At 64.1% G+C, this 13,678-nt stretch carries 16 protein-coding genes; 9 read left to right on the forward strand and 7 right to left on the reverse strand.

Annotation, left to right across the window (positions count from 1 at the left end; all coding sequences use genetic code 11):
• Positions 1 to 24: 24 nt before the first annotated feature.
• A complete protein-coding gene (locus BLV07_RS29355; protein ID WP_091892912.1) occupies positions 25 to 477 on the forward strand; it encodes a DoxX family protein in 453 nt (150 codons plus the stop codon).
• A 3-nt stretch (positions 478 to 480) separates the two neighbouring features.
• On the opposite strand, the gene BLV07_RS29360 is transcribed toward BLV07_RS29355, so the two are convergent.
• The 4 genes from BLV07_RS29360 to BLV07_RS29375 form a co-directional block, all read right to left on the reverse strand.
• Positions 481 to 1,035, reverse strand: coding sequence for a dihydrofolate reductase family protein (locus BLV07_RS29360; protein ID WP_176945837.1), 555 nt, complete (start codon positions 1,033 to 1,035; stop codon positions 481 to 483).
• 7 nt (positions 1,036 to 1,042) lie between these two features.
• The gene (locus tag BLV07_RS29365) at positions 1,043 to 2,065 is read right to left on the reverse strand and encodes a polysaccharide deacetylase family protein (protein WP_091892914.1); all 1,023 of its coding nucleotides are present in this window, start codon (positions 2,063 to 2,065) and stop codon (positions 1,043 to 1,045) included.
• Positions 2,066 to 2,230: 165 nt separating this feature from the next.
• Complete coding sequence (locus BLV07_RS29370; RefSeq protein WP_091892916.1) at positions 2,231 to 2,800, reverse strand: glutathione peroxidase; 570 nt, start codon at positions 2,798 to 2,800, stop codon at positions 2,231 to 2,233.
• Between the two features lie 93 nt (positions 2,801 to 2,893).
• On the reverse strand, positions 2,894 to 4,501 hold the full coding sequence (locus tag BLV07_RS29375; RefSeq protein ID WP_176945838.1) for a L,D-transpeptidase: 1,608 nt from the start codon (positions 4,499 to 4,501) through the stop codon (positions 2,894 to 2,896).
• A gap of 208 nt (positions 4,502 to 4,709) precedes the next feature.
• Between BLV07_RS29375 and BLV07_RS29380 the strand changes: the two genes are divergently transcribed.
• Positions 4,710 to 5,258, forward strand: a complete 549-nt coding sequence (locus tag BLV07_RS29380; protein WP_091892920.1) for a CreA family protein — start codon at positions 4,710 to 4,712, stop codon at positions 5,256 to 5,258.
• On the opposite strand, the gene BLV07_RS29385 is transcribed toward BLV07_RS29380, so the two are convergent.
• Positions 5,252 to 5,470 carry a hypothetical protein gene (locus tag BLV07_RS29385; protein WP_091892922.1) on the reverse strand — a complete coding sequence of 73 codons (219 nt, stop codon included), beginning with the start codon at positions 5,468 to 5,470 and terminating at the stop codon, positions 5,252 to 5,254. The genes BLV07_RS29380 and BLV07_RS29385 overlap by 7 nt on opposite strands.
• Positions 5,471 to 5,539: 69 nt before the next feature.
• On the opposite strand from BLV07_RS29385, the gene BLV07_RS29390 reads away from it, so the two are divergent.
• On the forward strand, positions 5,540 to 5,986 hold the full coding sequence (locus tag BLV07_RS29390; protein ID WP_143035520.1) for a hypothetical protein: 447 nt from the start codon (positions 5,540 to 5,542) through the stop codon (positions 5,984 to 5,986).
• A gap of 34 nt (positions 5,987 to 6,020) precedes the next feature.
• Positions 6,021 to 6,392 (forward strand): hypothetical protein, encoded by a 372-nt coding sequence (locus tag BLV07_RS29395; protein ID WP_091892926.1) that lies wholly within the window; start codon positions 6,021 to 6,023, stop codon positions 6,390 to 6,392.
• Positions 6,393 to 6,396: 4 nt separating this feature from the next.
• Here BLV07_RS29395 and BLV07_RS29400 read toward each other — a convergent pair whose 3' ends face one another.
• Together BLV07_RS29400 and pdxR are read right to left on the reverse strand one after the other, a co-directional pair.
• On the reverse strand, positions 6,397 to 6,642 hold the full coding sequence (locus BLV07_RS29400) for a DUF6719 family protein (protein ID WP_091892928.1): 246 nt from the start codon (positions 6,640 to 6,642) through the stop codon (positions 6,397 to 6,399).
• 67 nt (positions 6,643 to 6,709) lie between these two features.
• Positions 6,710 to 8,179, reverse strand: a complete 1,470-nt coding sequence (gene pdxR / locus BLV07_RS29405) for a MocR-like pyridoxine biosynthesis transcription factor PdxR (protein WP_091892930.1) — start codon at positions 8,177 to 8,179, stop codon at positions 6,710 to 6,712.
• A gap of 72 nt (positions 8,180 to 8,251) precedes the next feature.
• On the opposite strand from pdxR, the gene BLV07_RS29410 reads away from it, so the two are divergent.
• From BLV07_RS29410 to kynU, 5 genes are all read left to right on the forward strand, one after another.
• Complete coding sequence (locus BLV07_RS29410; protein ID WP_091892932.1) at positions 8,252 to 8,977, forward strand: pyridoxamine 5'-phosphate oxidase family protein; 726 nt, start codon at positions 8,252 to 8,254, stop codon at positions 8,975 to 8,977.
• A gap of 54 nt (positions 8,978 to 9,031) precedes the next feature.
• Positions 9,032 to 10,309, forward strand: coding sequence for an ArgE/DapE family deacylase (locus tag BLV07_RS29415; RefSeq protein WP_091892934.1), 1,278 nt, complete (start codon positions 9,032 to 9,034; stop codon positions 10,307 to 10,309).
• Positions 10,310 to 10,667: 358 nt separating this feature from the next.
• Positions 10,668 to 11,477, forward strand: coding sequence for a hormone-sensitive lipase (locus tag BLV07_RS29420; protein ID WP_091892937.1), 810 nt, complete (start codon positions 10,668 to 10,670; stop codon positions 11,475 to 11,477).
• A 35-nt stretch (positions 11,478 to 11,512) separates the two neighbouring features.
• The gene (kynA, locus tag BLV07_RS29425) at positions 11,513 to 12,352 is read left to right on the forward strand and encodes a tryptophan 2,3-dioxygenase (RefSeq protein WP_091892939.1); all 840 of its coding nucleotides are present in this window, start codon (positions 11,513 to 11,515) and stop codon (positions 12,350 to 12,352) included.
• An 8-nt stretch (positions 12,353 to 12,360) separates the two neighbouring features.
• Entirely contained in the window at positions 12,361 to 13,563 is a 1,203-nt protein-coding gene (kynU, locus tag BLV07_RS29430; RefSeq protein ID WP_091893009.1) for a kynureninase, read from the forward strand.
• Positions 13,564 to 13,678 lie beyond the last annotated feature (115 nt).

Raw genomic sequence — 13,678 nt, forward strand, 5'->3', positions numbered from 1 at the left:
AAAGCCTGAGCCAAGAGGCCGATCATGCCAGCGTTCGTGACTTTCGGGCGAATTCTGTTCGCCGTGCTGTTCATCTACACGGGCGCGACCAAGCTCTTTGCCGTCCAGGCGACCGCCGACTTCATCGCCACCAAACTCGTGGTGCCCGACGTCGTCGCACCTTACGCCAAGCAGCTCGAGACGGCGACTGCCATGACCACGCCGCAACTCTTGGCGATCGCCGTCGGCGGGCTCGAGATCATCGCCGGACTGATGATCGCTCTGAATTTCGGCGCACGATTCTTCGCGATGCTGCTGATCATCTACGTCGCGGTCGCGACCGTGCTGTTCGATGACTTCTGGAACCAGGCGCCGCCCGACAACGCCAAGATGGTGGTCGACGCGCTGAAGAACCTGTCGATCATCGGCGCGCTGTGCATGATCATCGGCTACGGCCGCACCACACGTCCGGCCGAAGCGGCCTACGGGGACGTGTAGCGTCTACGTCCTGCGCCACGGGGTCACAGTGACCTCATGCGCCGCGTCGAGCAGGTACGGCGGCGCCCCTGGCTTCATCCCGTGCGAGGCGAGCACCTCATGCGGGGTCCGCCTGGGCACGCCGACAAAACAGCCTTCGCCGCCGGGCAGTCGCACGTGCGGCGCCTCCGACAGCCAGAACGTGTCGTAGCGGTCCATGAACATGTCGAACACCACGGGGCCGCCGATGACGGCGACCATGCCGGAGGCGACGTCGGCAAAGGCGCAAGCCTCTTCGAAGCGCGCGTGATCCGGATTCCACAGTGTCGCGTTCGGCATTTCAGGGTCGACGGTCAACGCCTTGATCTTGCGGGTCAGGATCAGCCGCTTGCGCTTTGGCGAATTCGGCTGGTGCTCGTGCGAGTTGCGGCCGTGCACGATCAGCGCGGCGCGATCGAGCGCCTGCTCGAAGAACAGCTTGTCGCCGTCGAACTTCAGACTGTCCGGCATGACGTGCGCTGCGTCGGCGAGCATGCCGTCCGCCGAGACGATGACGTAGCCTTCGAACCGGAAAGACAATTGCCTTCTATTCGGAAACGGTCGTCACAACGGAATTGACCGGGCGCTGGCTCACCGTCGGCAGCTTGATGTCCTTGAGCAGCTCCTGGTCGTATTCGGGCAGTGTCGACGCCGGGAATTTTGCGCGCATCGCCACCACCTTGTAGCCGCCGGCCTTCAGGCGCTTGAGCAATTCGGGCAGGGCTTCGGCGGTGTGCTTCTGAAAGTCGTGCATCAGGATGATGCCCTTGCCCTTGGTCTCGAGCTTCTTCATCACGGTCTCGATCACCTTCTCCGGCTTGGAGGCCTTGAAGTCGAAGGAGTCGATGTCGCAGGAGAAGATCCCGATGTTGCGGTTGCCGAGATAGGTGACCATCTCCGGCGGATGCTGAAGCGCCGGGAAGCGGAAGAACGGCGACGGCGAGATGCCGCCGAGCGCCCATTTCACGGCGCTGAAGCCCTTCTCGATCTCATCCTTGCGCTGCGCTTCCGTGAGCTTCTTGTTGTTGAGGTTGGCGTGCGACCAGGTGTGCGCGCCGATCGTATGACCGGCCGCATAGACCTGCTTCAGGATCTCCGGCTCGTAGGTCGCGTGCTTGCCGATGGAGAAGAAGATGCCGGTGGTGCACTCGTCGGCGAGCGCCTTCAGCACTGCAGGTGTGTTCTTGGGCCAGGGGCCATCGTCGAAGGTCAGCACCACTTCGTGGTCGCGCAGGAAGTCGAGCTCCTTGAAATGCTCGAAGCCGAAGCCGGGGCCGCCGGTGGTGTCGATCTCGACGGTGCGGGCGACGCCGAGCGCGCCCGGCGTGTTGCAGGCTGCGCGCGCCGGCTGCGGCGCCTGTTTCGGTGGCGGCGGGTTGACGAAGCCCGCTGGTGCGGCAGCCACTGCGGGAGCGGCCGCCGGCGCAGTCGCTGGCGCTGAAGCGGCCGGTGTCGCTGCTGGTGCGGCTTGTGTGCTTGCTGCGGGTTTTGCCGCGGTCTGCGACCATGCCGCACCCGTCATGGCCAAAGACATCGCGCTTGCTAAAATCAGTCCTGCCGCCACGCGCATGGTGTTGTCCTCGAGATTGATCCCGTTGTTCCGCCGCGGCTTTTCGCCTGCGACAAAAACCGTCCTGCCCCAAACGATCCTAGCCTAGATGGTGGGCCCTCGCCATTGCAACGGCTGTTTGGTGCCCTGCCACAATTGTGCCCAACCGGATGGGCGCAACTCGCATCAACTATCGGCCAGCGCCTTGGCAACGGCCGTTTTGACCCGCGTATCGGTCGGCGCCACCGCGGACGGAAAGACCTCGGCGATGTAGCCGTCACGGCCGATCAGATATTTGTGGAAGTTCCACTTCGGAACCTCCCTCGGCCGCGCGTCGGCAGCCCATTTGTAGAATGGATGCGCCTTCGCGCCGACCACCACGGCCTTGGCCGTCACCGGGAAGGTAACGCCGTATTGGTGGTGCGCCGTGTCGGAGATTTCGCTGGCGCCGCCGGGCTCCTGGCCACCGAAATCGTTGGAGGGCACGCCGATCACGGTGAGCCCGCGCTCGCGAAACTCGCCCCAGAGTTCTTGCAGGCCGGCATATTGCGGGGTGTAGCCACAGAGCGAGGCGGTGTTCACCACCAGCAGCGGTTTGCCCGTGAACGCGGCAAGGCGGATGTCGTCGCCGGACAATGCGGGGAAGGAGAAGGCATAGGCCGAGATCCGGCTCATGCCACCATTTGCGAAGGCGCGTGTTGCCGGCGCGATCGCGCCTGCAACCGTTGCGATGAGCATGGTCCTGCGGTTCATCATGACGGCGTCCCCCCGAAATGAGCCGGGGCGCATGTTACTCCGCCGGCACGACCGAGCCGCTCAACACCGCGTTATCGGTCGCGGTGCGGAGCGCTAGTACAAGCGGACGATGAAATCGGTGCCTTCGCCGGTCTCGCCCTGGTTGATGCCCTGGTCGGAGACGATGATCGAGCCACCCGATGTCAGCATCTCGTTGATCTTCGCCATGGTGTCGGCGGGGATTGCGATGCGGTCGAGGGCATCAGCGGGGCTGTCCGGCGTGACCACCGGCTTTGCGGCAACTGGGATCACGACAGCGCCACGGCGGCGTGACACGCGCCCTTCGTCATCGCGCGCAGCTGCGCGGATGGAGACAGGCAGCGACACCACCGACCAATGCAGCGCATTGGAGTCGGTCTTGTCGACTTCGGCTGTGAAGACATGCGTACCGAGCGGCCGGTCGCTCGCGGCGATCGTGACGGGCACCTCGAACAGCGGCGCAAAGTTCTGCCGCACGTAGAGCTTGGAATCCTTGCGGCTGATGAAGACGGCGATCTGGCCGGCCCGCCTCGGCGTGTCCGGCTTCGCCGCCGGCGCGGGATCGGCAACGCCGGTCTCGTCCTTCTTCACGTCGGGCGAGGTGGCGAGTGCCGGCGTCGTGGCGTCAGGCTTCTTCGCGGTTTCGGCAGCTTCAGTCTTGGCAGCGTCGAGCTTGTCGTCGGTCGCCGTCGAGGCCTTGGGCGCTTTCGCGGCCTCAATGGGCTTCGCGTCCGTGTTCTCCGGCTTGGCGGTTTCTTCGGATGGCGGCTTGGCCGCGTCAGATGCCTCGGCGGTCTTGGTCTTGATCTTGTCGGCTGGCGCTGCCGCTTCCTCGCGGGCGGGCGCATTGCCGGTGGTCACATCCGACATCACGGTGTGGCCGACCGAGGCGCGCAGCTCGAACAGGCTGTCTGCACTGGCGGTCTTCGTCTCGACCGGCTTGGCTTCAGTGACGTTGGTTTGCGCTGCGCCCTTGTCGGCCTTGTCGCCCACATTGATCTGCGGTGCGAGGCTGGCGGCGGGCTGAGGCGGCACGCGCACCGCAGCAAGCAGAGGATGCGAGAAGCTTTGCGGCGACATCTGGCCGGGCGCGACGATGACGCGCGCGCCCATCCTGGTCCAGTTCCACATCTTCACCGCGAACGCCATCGGCATGCGGATGCAGCCATGCGAGGCCGGATAGCCCGGCAGCACGCCGGCATGCATGGCGACACCGGACCAGGTGATCCGCTGCATGTACGGCATCGGGGCGCCGCTATAGATGTTGGAATGGTGGAATTTGTGCTTCTGGATGACGCTGAACACGCCCATCGGCGTCGAATGGCCCTTCATGCCTGTCGACACCGGGGATTCCGCGAACACGCCCTTGCTGTCGTAGACCGTCACCTTCTGGCGGTCGATCGAGACGACAATGACGAGCGGTCCTTGCGGCTTGGTGCCGGCTTCCTTCTCGGCGACGATCTCCTTCTTGCCCGCCGTGCCGCGCTTCTGCGGCTTCTGGCGCGGTATTTCGGGATACCGATCCTGCCGGGCGTAATAGGAGCCGTCGGAATAATCCGTCCAATAATAAAACGCTGCGTCAGCCTGGCTTGCCGTCCCGATCGCACCCGCCGCCGTCAAAATGGCGACCTGCCAAAAACGCGTTGGCTTGGCAGCAAAACCGGACTCATTCACGCTGTTCATCCTCGAATCCATAATCCAAATCAGACGTTAGTCTCGCAAAGAGGATACGCGTTCACCACCAAGGCGGTTCTGCCGTCAGCTACTTTTGTTCAACGCGTAGCAAAAAAGCCTCACAGAGCGGTAAACGGCGGCCGTGGCGACTGGTCGCTCGTCTTCCTGATCGGCCGCCTGATGCCTACATTGCGAGGACTTGTTACCGGAGAACTTCATGTCATCTCGTTTCCCCGGTCTTTTCGGCATCCGCTTGAAAGGCCTCGCTTTATTCCTCTTGGCTCTGGCTATGCCGGTGGCGTCCGCCTCCGCCGCCGACGAGCCGGATCTGATCTTCCGCCGCTCGACCGTATTCAAGTGGATGAGCCCGAACGACAAGCTCGCGACCTATGGTCTCGATGATCCCGAGGTGGAGGGTGTCGCCTGTCACTTCACCGTGCCGGAGAAGGGCGGCTTCAAGGGCTGGCTCGGCCTTGCCGAGGAGGTCTCGGACATCTCGCTGGCCTGTCGCCAGGTCGGCCCGATCAAGTTCAAGAACAAGATGGAGCAGGGCGACGACATGTTCCGCCAGCGTCGCTCACTGTTCTTCAAGAAGATGCAGATCGTGCGCGGCTGTGACGCCAAGCGCAACGTGCTGGTCTACATGGTCTATTCGGACAAGCTGATCGAGGGCTCGCCGAAGAACTCGACCTCGACCGTGCCGATCATGCCATGGGGACCGGCGGACTCAAACGTCCAGAAGTGCGGCGAGTTCTTCACTCACTGACGACAGCGCGGCTTTGCAAGATGCGAGCCGGTCAGCCGCACGAATGTCTGCGACGCGGCTTCAAGGCCGCGGTTCGCTTGCAGCGCCATTTCGCCAGGTGACGTATTGCCAAGTGATGTGGCGCTGTCGCGAACGGATTGTTGATCTCCGCGGCCCGTCCGTTGCTCCGCCTCGCGCGTCGCTGCGCGATCTGTCGCCATCATGATGGCCATCCCTCACGTGAACGCGCCCAGTGATCCCAGCGTCTCGATTTCGGCTTCTCTTCAGCAGAAAAACGTAAAATGCGTGTGAAGCGCGTAAGGCGGGAGCATGACTGCGACCGCGTCCGGGCTGATCCAAGCTCGAGCGGGAACCTGGCAGGCCACTTTGGGCCGTGGCGCGGCCCACCTGAAATGATTGGAATTTTCCGGCGAATGTTTCGTCGTCTCGGGCAGGACGAAACAATTCTCACGAAAGATGAAACCATTTTCCGCTTTTGGCGCATCACGCGCGAAACCGCCCATGGTTATCAGCTTCACAACGACGACGGCGCACCGCCGGCCACGAAATCGGGACACAAGATCATGCGCGCGCTCAGCTTCATCCTTGCCTTCGGCTTCGTGCTCGCCGGCTCCTCGTTCGCAGGCTCGCCGGACAGTAGTCTGCCCGGTGTCGGCACCTTCCAGTACAGCGGTTCGCCGCTGACGATCACGGCACCGCAGCCGATCGTGGTTGCCACGCGCTTCTGATCGCCAACAAGAAAATCAGCCGGCAAAGCCCATCATGATTCTTCGATTCTGCGCCGCAGCGTTCATATTCGTTTTGACGCTCAGTGCCGCTCAGGCGCAGGTGCGCGCTCCCTCCAGGTTGCCCGATCCCCGTAGCGAATTCGTGCGTCAGTGTGCGCCGCGCATGCTCGGGCGCTGGGAGCATCCGGAGGAGGTCTGCGGCTGCCTGCACGACCATGCCGCAGCCGTCGTCGAGGACCGCGATTTGCGCGAGGCGCTGCTGCGCGGCATCAGCGAGACCGGCGTGCCGACGATCGAGACCGACTGGGTGCCGACGTCCAAGCAGGGCGAGATCGGCTCGACCTTCACCAAGATCGCCAAGCCGACCTTGCAGTGCATGTTCGACCCTGCGAAGCAGGGCTCTTAGCCCGCTACTTCGATTTCGGACCGTATCGCGGCACGCAAGTGCTCGTGCGCGCCACGCCCTTGTCGGTCATCTTCGCGCCGCGCACTTCCTTGACCTGTCCGGCAGGGCAGGTTCCGTCATCCACTTGCACACGTTGGCCGAGCTTGAGGTCCACGATGTCCTGTTCGCGACCGACCGTTGCTGCGCGCGTCGTCGAGGCAAGCGCGAGGGAAATCAGGAGCGAAAGGCAGGTGGCGCGGCGCAGCAGCATGGTGTGAGGTCCCGGCATCGATGCCGCAATCTAGGGAGCGGCAGGCGATTCTGATAGTGAAGCTTGGTCACGCCCGCCGCGACGATTTGCTTCTCGCGCGCAGGACTGAGCGCGATTCCCGTGCCAGCCGTTCGGCCGACGCCACCAGTTGCGGAACCGCGTGCCCCGAAAATCCCAGCACGAAACCGGGCAGGGGACGCGCGCGAGAATAGGTCTCGGCGAGGAGCCAGCCTTCCGCGCCGGCCGCCCGCTTGGCCTCGGCCGCCCGCGACGGATCGACCGAAGGATCGAACCGGGCGACAAGATGCAACCCTTGCGACGGCACCGGCACGGATAGCGCCCCGTCCGATTTCGCTTCCAATGTCTCTGCCAGCGCATCACGCGCTTCGCGATAGAGCTTGCGCACCCGCTTCAGGTTGGCGGCGAAGGCGCCGGAATTGAGCATGTCGGCCACCGCGCCTTCCATCAGCGTGCCGGGAAAGCGGTCGAGCGCAGCCCGTGCAGCCGACACGTCCGCGATCAGGCGCTCGGGCAGGGCGCAATAGCCGATGCGCAGGCCCGGAAACAAGGTCTTGGCGAAAGTGCCGAGGTAGATCACGCGCTGGAGGTGATCGATGCCGGCGAGCGACATCAGCGGCGCGCCGTCATAGCGGAACTCGCTGTCGTAATCGTCCTCCAGCACGAAGGCACCGGCCTGCTTCGCCCAGTCCAGCAATTCGAGCCGCCGCGGCATCGACATCTGGACGCCCAGCGGAAATTGGTGCGACGGCGTGACATAGGCCGCGCGCGCAGACGGTGCCGCCGCACGACCCCTAGCCACGTGCAGGCCGTGCGCGTCGACCGGAATGGGCGCAGTGCGATATCCGCATTGTCCGATCGTCTGGCGCGCGATCGGATAGCCGGGGTCCTCGCACCAGACCTGGTCGCCCGCCTTCAGGATCGCGCTCAGCACGATGCGCAGCGCATGCAGCGTGCCTGATGTGATCACGATCTGATCGGGGTCGCAGCGCAGGCCGCGCGCTGACAACAGGTGATCGGCGATTGCCGCACGCAGCTCGCGACTGCCGCGGGGATCGCCATAATGCAGATGCTCAGGGCCGAATGCGCGCATGCGACGGCCGACGAAGGCACGGAAGCGCTGCACGGCGCGCTCGTCGATATGGGTGCAGCCGAGCGCGAATGCGCCTTGCCGCGGCGGTTCGACAACCGCCTTGGGTTTCTTCGCCTCGGCCGCTCGCGCTGGGATGCGCGCTGCGACGAACGTGCCAGAGCCGACGGTTGCCTCGGCAAAGCCGTCGGCGATCAGCCGTTCATAGGCCGTGACGACGGCGTTGCGGCGGAAGCCGGTCTGCTGCGCCAGCGTCCGTGAGGGCGGCAATGGCTCGCCGGGCCTGACGAGGCCGGAGACGATCATCTCGCACAGCGCCTGGTACAGCCGGTGCGCCGCGGAGGCGCCGGCCGTGATGTGCGGACCGGTGAGGTCGAGCGGCAGCTCGGCCTTGGCCGGCAAGGGAGAATTGGTCGGAATTTTTCGCATGGAATTGGCACTATCGCAGACCAAATCCGCGGCTACAACTCTTCTGGATTGTTCCAATCTCGAGGTGCGGCCGTGAGCCAGGTTGAGACTTCAAATTCCTATCCGACGTCAGCGCGCAACCAGGTGAAGCGCCGTCACGATCGCGGCTTCTACGATCACGCGACTGTTCACCGCATCCTGGATTCCTCGATGCTTTGCCACGTGTCCTATGTGATCGACGGTCAGCCCTATTGCACGCCAACCTTCTTCTGGCGCGAAGGCACGAAGCTGTACTGGCATGGGAGCAGCGCTAGCCGCATGCTGCGCAACCAGACCAGGGGCGAGCGCGTCTGTCTGACGGTCGCCCATCTCGACAGTCTCGTGCTGGCGCGCTGCGGCTTCAACCACTCCGCCGATTACCGCGCGGTGATGGCGTTCGGCACCGCCTATCTCGTCACCGACGCCGAGGAGAAGGAGCGCGCGGTGATCGCGATGGTCGACCGCTTCTTCCCGGGCCGCACCGCGAGCCTGCGTCAGAGCACCGCGCAGGAGACCAAGGCGACCTCCTTCATCGCGATGGAGATCGAGGAGGCCTCGGCCAAGATCCGGGCCAAGGGCGTGGCCGATGACGATGAGGATTACGAACTGCCGATCTATGCCGAGCGCATCCCGGTCCGCACGGTGCTCGGCGCGCCCGAGCCGTGTCCGCGCCTGCTCGACGGCGTCAGCCGGCCCGCGGGTTTGAATGGCTACTTCGAAGGCCGGCTGCTCGACGATGCATTGCGGGATGCTTATTTTGTAGAGTACCCGAACGGCTGAAATCGGTTAGCTTGCGCTCCATCGATGATCTGAATGCCCGATTGGAGTTGCCTGATGAATGCCGAAACGCAGCAGAGGATTGTTGACGCCGTCGACGCCGGCTTTAAAGCCCAGCTTGCGACCACACGTGATTTCGTCGCGATCCCCTCGACCCGCGGAGCGGAGGGACCATGCCAGGACATGATCGGCGACCTCCTGCGCGAACGCGGCTATGAGGTCGACGACTGGCACATCAATATCGACGACCTCAAGGATCTGCGCGGCTTCGGCCCGATCGAGCATGATTTTTCGAAAGCGCGTTCGGTGGTGGGCACCTACCGTCCGCAAACCAACGTTGGAAAATCGCTGATCCTCCAGGGCCACTGTGATGTGGTACCCGCAGGGCCGCTGGATTTGTGGGACACGCCGCCCTTCTCACCCGTCATCAAGGACGGCAAGATGTTCGGCCGTGGCGCGTGCGACATGAAGTCGGGCACGATCGGTGCGCTCTATGCGCTGGATGCGATCAGCGCCGCGGGTTTCAAGCCGACGGCGCGGATCCACTTCCAATCGGTGATCGAGGAAGAGAGCACCGGCGTCGGCGCGCTCTCGACGCTTCAGCGCGGCTACCGCGCCGATGCCTGCTTCATCCCCGAGCCGACCGGCGGCAAGATGGTGCGCTCGCAGGTCGGCGTGATCTGGTTTCGCCTGCGCGTGAAAGGCCATCCGACCCATGTCGCCTTCGCCGGCTCCGGGGCGAATGCGATCATGGCGGCCTATCATTTGATCCAGGCCCTGCAAAAACTCGAGATCGAGTGGAACGAGCGCGCAAAAGCCGATCGCCATTTCAAGACGGTCAACCATCCCATCAATTTCAACCCCGGCATCATCAAGGGCGGCGACTGGGCTTCCAGCGTGCCGGCCTGGTGCGACGTCGACTGCCGGATTGCCGTGTTGCCGGGCTGGTCGATCGCCGATCACCAGAAGGAGATTGTGGCTTGCGTCGCGGCCGCCGCGCGCAACCACCGCTTCCTCGCCAACAACCCGCCGGAGGTCGAATGGTCGGGCTTCCTGTCGGAGGGGTATGAACTCACCGACGCGGCCGCGCCCGAGGCCGCGTTCAGCAGGGCCTTTAACAAGGTCTACGGTGGCGCGGTCGAGGACCTCGTATTCACCGCGCTCACCGATACCCGCTTCTACGGCCTCAATCACGGCATCCCGAGCCTGTGCTTCGGCGCGAGCGGCGGCGAGATGCACGGCTTCAACGAGTTCGTCGACCTGGAGTCGCTGAAGAAGACGACCAAGGCGATGGCGCTGTTCATCGCCGAGTGGTGCGGAGTGGAGAAGGCGTAAGCAGCCGGGCTTTGCTCCCTCCGCCGTCATTGCGAGGAGCGAAGCGACGAAGCAATCCAGAATCCCTCCGCGGAAAGGCTCTGGATTGCTTCGCTGCGCTCGCAATAACGGGCGGAGGGCCCGTGTAGGGTGGGCAAAGGCGCCCTTGCGCCCTGCCCACCATCCATCCTCAATTCCGAACGAATGGTGGGCAGGCTTCGATTTGCCCACCCTACCGCGCTCCGGCGGGGGCAGAATCTGTTGTCCGAAATACGCGCAGACACATCCTTTAAGCTTAAAATAAAGACTAGGATGGCGGCCGTGCCGGTGGCAGACTGGCGTCCGGCTCGCAGAGCCTGAGTCCGCCGAGGAAATCACGATGCGCGATTGGGATGATGCTTATGCCAATTCGGCCCATATCCTGGGCTCCGACAAAATGCCGGCGCTGTGGGCCGAGCGGGCAGCGGCTTACCGTGCAGGGTTGAAGGATTTTCATCCCGACGTCGCCTATGGCGCCGGTAAGCGGCAGCGCCTCGACCTGATCCTGCCCGACGGCGACAGCAAGGGCCTCGTCGTGTTCGTCCATGGCGGCTACTGGATGCGCTTCGACAAATCGGCCTGGACCGATCTTGCCGAAGGCGCAAGGCATCATGGCTGGACCGTGGCGCTGCCGAGCTACACGCTGACACCAGCCGCGCGCATCTCCGACATCACCGCAGAGATTACCGATGCGATCGTCAAGGCGGCCTCGCTGGTCGCAGGGCCGATCCGGCTCGCCGGTCATTCCGCCGGCGGTCATCTCGTCACGCGCATGCTGTGCGACGACAGCCGGCTCGACCCCGCCGTCTACGATCGCATTGCCGGCACGCTCTCGATCAGCGGCCTGCACGATCTGCGGCCGCTCTTGAAGACAAAGATGAATGAGACGCTGCGCATGACCATGGAGGAGGCGGCGCTCGAGAGCGCGGCGCTGCATCTGCCGCGGGGACATTCGCCTGTGACGGCCTGGGTCGGCGGCAACGAGCGCCCTGAATTCATCCGCCAATCCGACCTGATGGCCAACGTCTGGACCGGTTTCGACGTGCCGACGCACCTCGTGATCGATCCCGGCCTCAACCATTTTACCGTGATCGACGGGCTGAAGGATCCGTCGTCGCAGATCACCGCGCGCCTGATCGGCCTCGACTAACGAGGCGAGGGACGATCGATCGAGAGGGCCTGTCAATGACGTCCAGCGATTACGATCCTGCAAGCGAAGGCGCCGAGACGGATTTCGCCCGGCGCATGTCCTATGGCAACTACCTGGCGCTGGATGCGATCCTTGGGGCGCAACATCCGCTCTCGGAAGCGCATGACGAGATGCTGTTCATCATCCAGCATCAGACCACGGAGCTGTGGATGCGCCTTGCCATCCACGAGCTCAGCGCCGCGCGCCGCGCGATCGCCAGGGACGAGGTGCAACCGGCGATGAAGATGCTGGCGCGGGTGTCGCGCATCTTCGAGCAGCTCAACGGCGCCTGGGACGTGCTGCGGACGATGACGCCGAGCGAGTATACGCGCTTCCGCGCGCAACTCGGGCAGTCCTCCGGCTTCCAGTCACGTCAATACCGGCTGATCGAATTCCTGCTCGGCAACCGCAACCACGCCATGCTCAAGCCGCACGCGCACGATGCGGAGACGACGAAGCTGCTCGAAGCCGAGCTCGCGACGCCAAGCCTCTATGACGAGGTGCTGCGGCTTGCCGACCGCAACGGGCTCAAGATGCCTGCGCCCGTGCTGGCCCGCGACGTCCGCGAAACCCACAGCTTCAACGAAGGCGTGCTCCAGGCCTGGCGTATCGTCTACGAGGCGCCGGAGACGCACTGGATGCTCTACGAACTCGCCGAGAAGCTGGTCGATTTCGAAGACTATTTCCGCCGCTGGCGCTTCAACCATGTGACGACGGTCGAGCGCGTCATCGGCTTCAAGCGCGGCACCGGTGGTACCGGCGGCGTCAGCTATCTCAAGCGAATGCTGGAGATCGAGCTGTTTCCCGAGCTCTGGCGCGTGCGTACGATTTTGTAGAGATGTCGATGACCAAGCTTCGCGTCTACGACGACACCAAGGCTTTGTTCCATCTGCCCGACGGTGTGATCTATCTCGACGGCAATTCGCTCGGCGCGCTGCCGCTCGGCGTTGCCGAGCGCGTCAATCGCGTCATCACGGCCGAATGGGGCAGCGAGTTGATTCGCGCCTGGAACACCGCGGGTTGGTATGCCCAACCGCGTCATGTCGGCGATCGCATTGCCAGGCTGATCGGCGCGGAAGCCGGCTCGGTGATGGTCGGAGACACGCTGTCGCTCAAGGTTTACCAGGCACTCGCGGCTGCGATCGATATGAACGCGTCGCGCAAGGTGATCCTGTCGGACACCGGCAATTTCCCGACCGACCTCTACATGGCCGAAGGCCTGATCGAAACGCTTGGGCGTGGCCATCGATTGCGTCTGGTGGCGCCGGAGGAGATCGAGGCCGCGCTGTCGGAGGAGGTCGCCGTCCTCTACATTACCGAGGTCGACTACCGCACTGGACGCCGCCACGACATGGCGAAGCTGACCGCGAAAGCGCATGCCCTCGGCACCGTCACCGTCTGGGATCTCGCCCATTCCGCCGGTGCGCTGCCGGTCGATCTCTCCGGGTGCGGCGTCGATTTCGCTGCGGGCTGCACCTACAAATATCTCAACGCCGGCCCTGGCGCGCCGGCCTTCCTCTACGTCGCGCCGCGCCACGCTGGCAATGCCCGCGCCGCTCTGTCGGGATGGATGGGCCATGCCAAGCCATTTGCGTTCGAGCTTGCCTATGCAGCGGCCGGCGGCGTCGAGCGCATGCGTGTCGGAACGCCGCCGGTTCTGGCGATGGCGGCGCTGGAGGCCTCGCTCGATATCTGGGACAGGGTCGATATCGCCGAGGTGCGTGCGCGTTCGCTGGCGCTCGGCGATCTCCTGATCGCCGAAGTCGAGCGTCGCTGCCCAGCTCTGCAGCTGGTGACCCCGCGCGCGCATGAGCGTCGCGGCTCGCAAATCTCCTTTGCCTTCGATGGCGGCTACGCCGCCATGCAGGCACTGATTGCCCGCGGCGTTATCGGTGATTTCCGCGCACCAGATATCATGCGGTTCGGGATCACGCCGCTTTATGTCGGGGAAGATGAGATCGTCCGCGCCGCCGAGATCATCGAGGAGGTGATCGCTGGCGAAGTGTGGCGCCGGCCGGAGTACCAGGTCGTGAACGCGGTGACATGAGAAAGGACGCCTCCACAGACGTCATTGCGAGGAGCTCTTGCGACGAAGCAGTCCAGACTGTCTCTGCGGCGGCAGTCTGGATTGCTTCGCGGAGCCTGTCATCGGGCCGCGCTTT

Origin of the sequence: Bradyrhizobium sp. Rc2d, assembly GCF_900099855.1 — a bacterium.
In the GTDB taxonomy this organism is placed as follows: domain Bacteria; phylum Pseudomonadota; class Alphaproteobacteria; order Rhizobiales; family Xanthobacteraceae; genus Bradyrhizobium.

What these genes read in the sequence shown, in the direction of transcription:
- BLV07_RS29355 (WP_091892912.1), top strand. Translation starts at nt 25, where the DNA reads ATGCCAGCGTTCGTGACTTTCGGGCGAATTCTGTTCGCCGTGCTGTTC.
- BLV07_RS29365 (WP_091892914.1), bottom strand. Translation starts at nt 2,065, where the DNA reads ATGCGCGTGGCGGCAGGACTGATTTTAGCAAGCGCGATGTCTTTGGCC.
- BLV07_RS29370 (WP_091892916.1), bottom strand. Translation starts at nt 2,800, where the DNA reads ATGATGAACCGCAGGACCATGCTCATCGCAACGGTTGCAGGCGCGATC.
- BLV07_RS29375 (WP_176945838.1), bottom strand. Translation starts at nt 4,501, where the DNA reads ATGAACAGCGTGAATGAGTCCGGTTTTGCTGCCAAGCCAACGCGTTTT.
- BLV07_RS29380 (WP_091892920.1), top strand. Translation starts at nt 4,710, where the DNA reads ATGTCATCTCGTTTCCCCGGTCTTTTCGGCATCCGCTTGAAAGGCCTC.
- BLV07_RS29385 (WP_091892922.1), bottom strand. Translation starts at nt 5,470, where the DNA reads ATGGCCATCATGATGGCGACAGATCGCGCAGCGACGCGCGAGGCGGAG.
- BLV07_RS29390 (WP_143035520.1), top strand. Translation starts at nt 5,540, where the DNA reads ATGCGTGTGAAGCGCGTAAGGCGGGAGCATGACTGCGACCGCGTCCGG.
- BLV07_RS29395 (WP_091892926.1), top strand. Translation starts at nt 6,021, where the DNA reads ATGATTCTTCGATTCTGCGCCGCAGCGTTCATATTCGTTTTGACGCTC.
- BLV07_RS29400 (WP_091892928.1), bottom strand. Translation starts at nt 6,642, where the DNA reads ATGCTGCTGCGCCGCGCCACCTGCCTTTCGCTCCTGATTTCCCTCGCG.
- pdxR (WP_091892930.1), bottom strand. Translation starts at nt 8,179, where the DNA reads ATGCGAAAAATTCCGACCAATTCTCCCTTGCCGGCCAAGGCCGAGCTG.
- BLV07_RS29415 (WP_091892934.1), top strand. Translation starts at nt 9,032, where the DNA reads ATGAATGCCGAAACGCAGCAGAGGATTGTTGACGCCGTCGACGCCGGC.
- BLV07_RS29420 (WP_091892937.1), top strand. Translation starts at nt 10,668, where the DNA reads ATGCGCGATTGGGATGATGCTTATGCCAATTCGGCCCATATCCTGGGC.
- kynA (WP_091892939.1), top strand. Translation starts at nt 11,513, where the DNA reads ATGACGTCCAGCGATTACGATCCTGCAAGCGAAGGCGCCGAGACGGAT.
- kynU (WP_091893009.1), top strand. Translation starts at nt 12,361, where the DNA reads ATGACCAAGCTTCGCGTCTACGACGACACCAAGGCTTTGTTCCATCTG.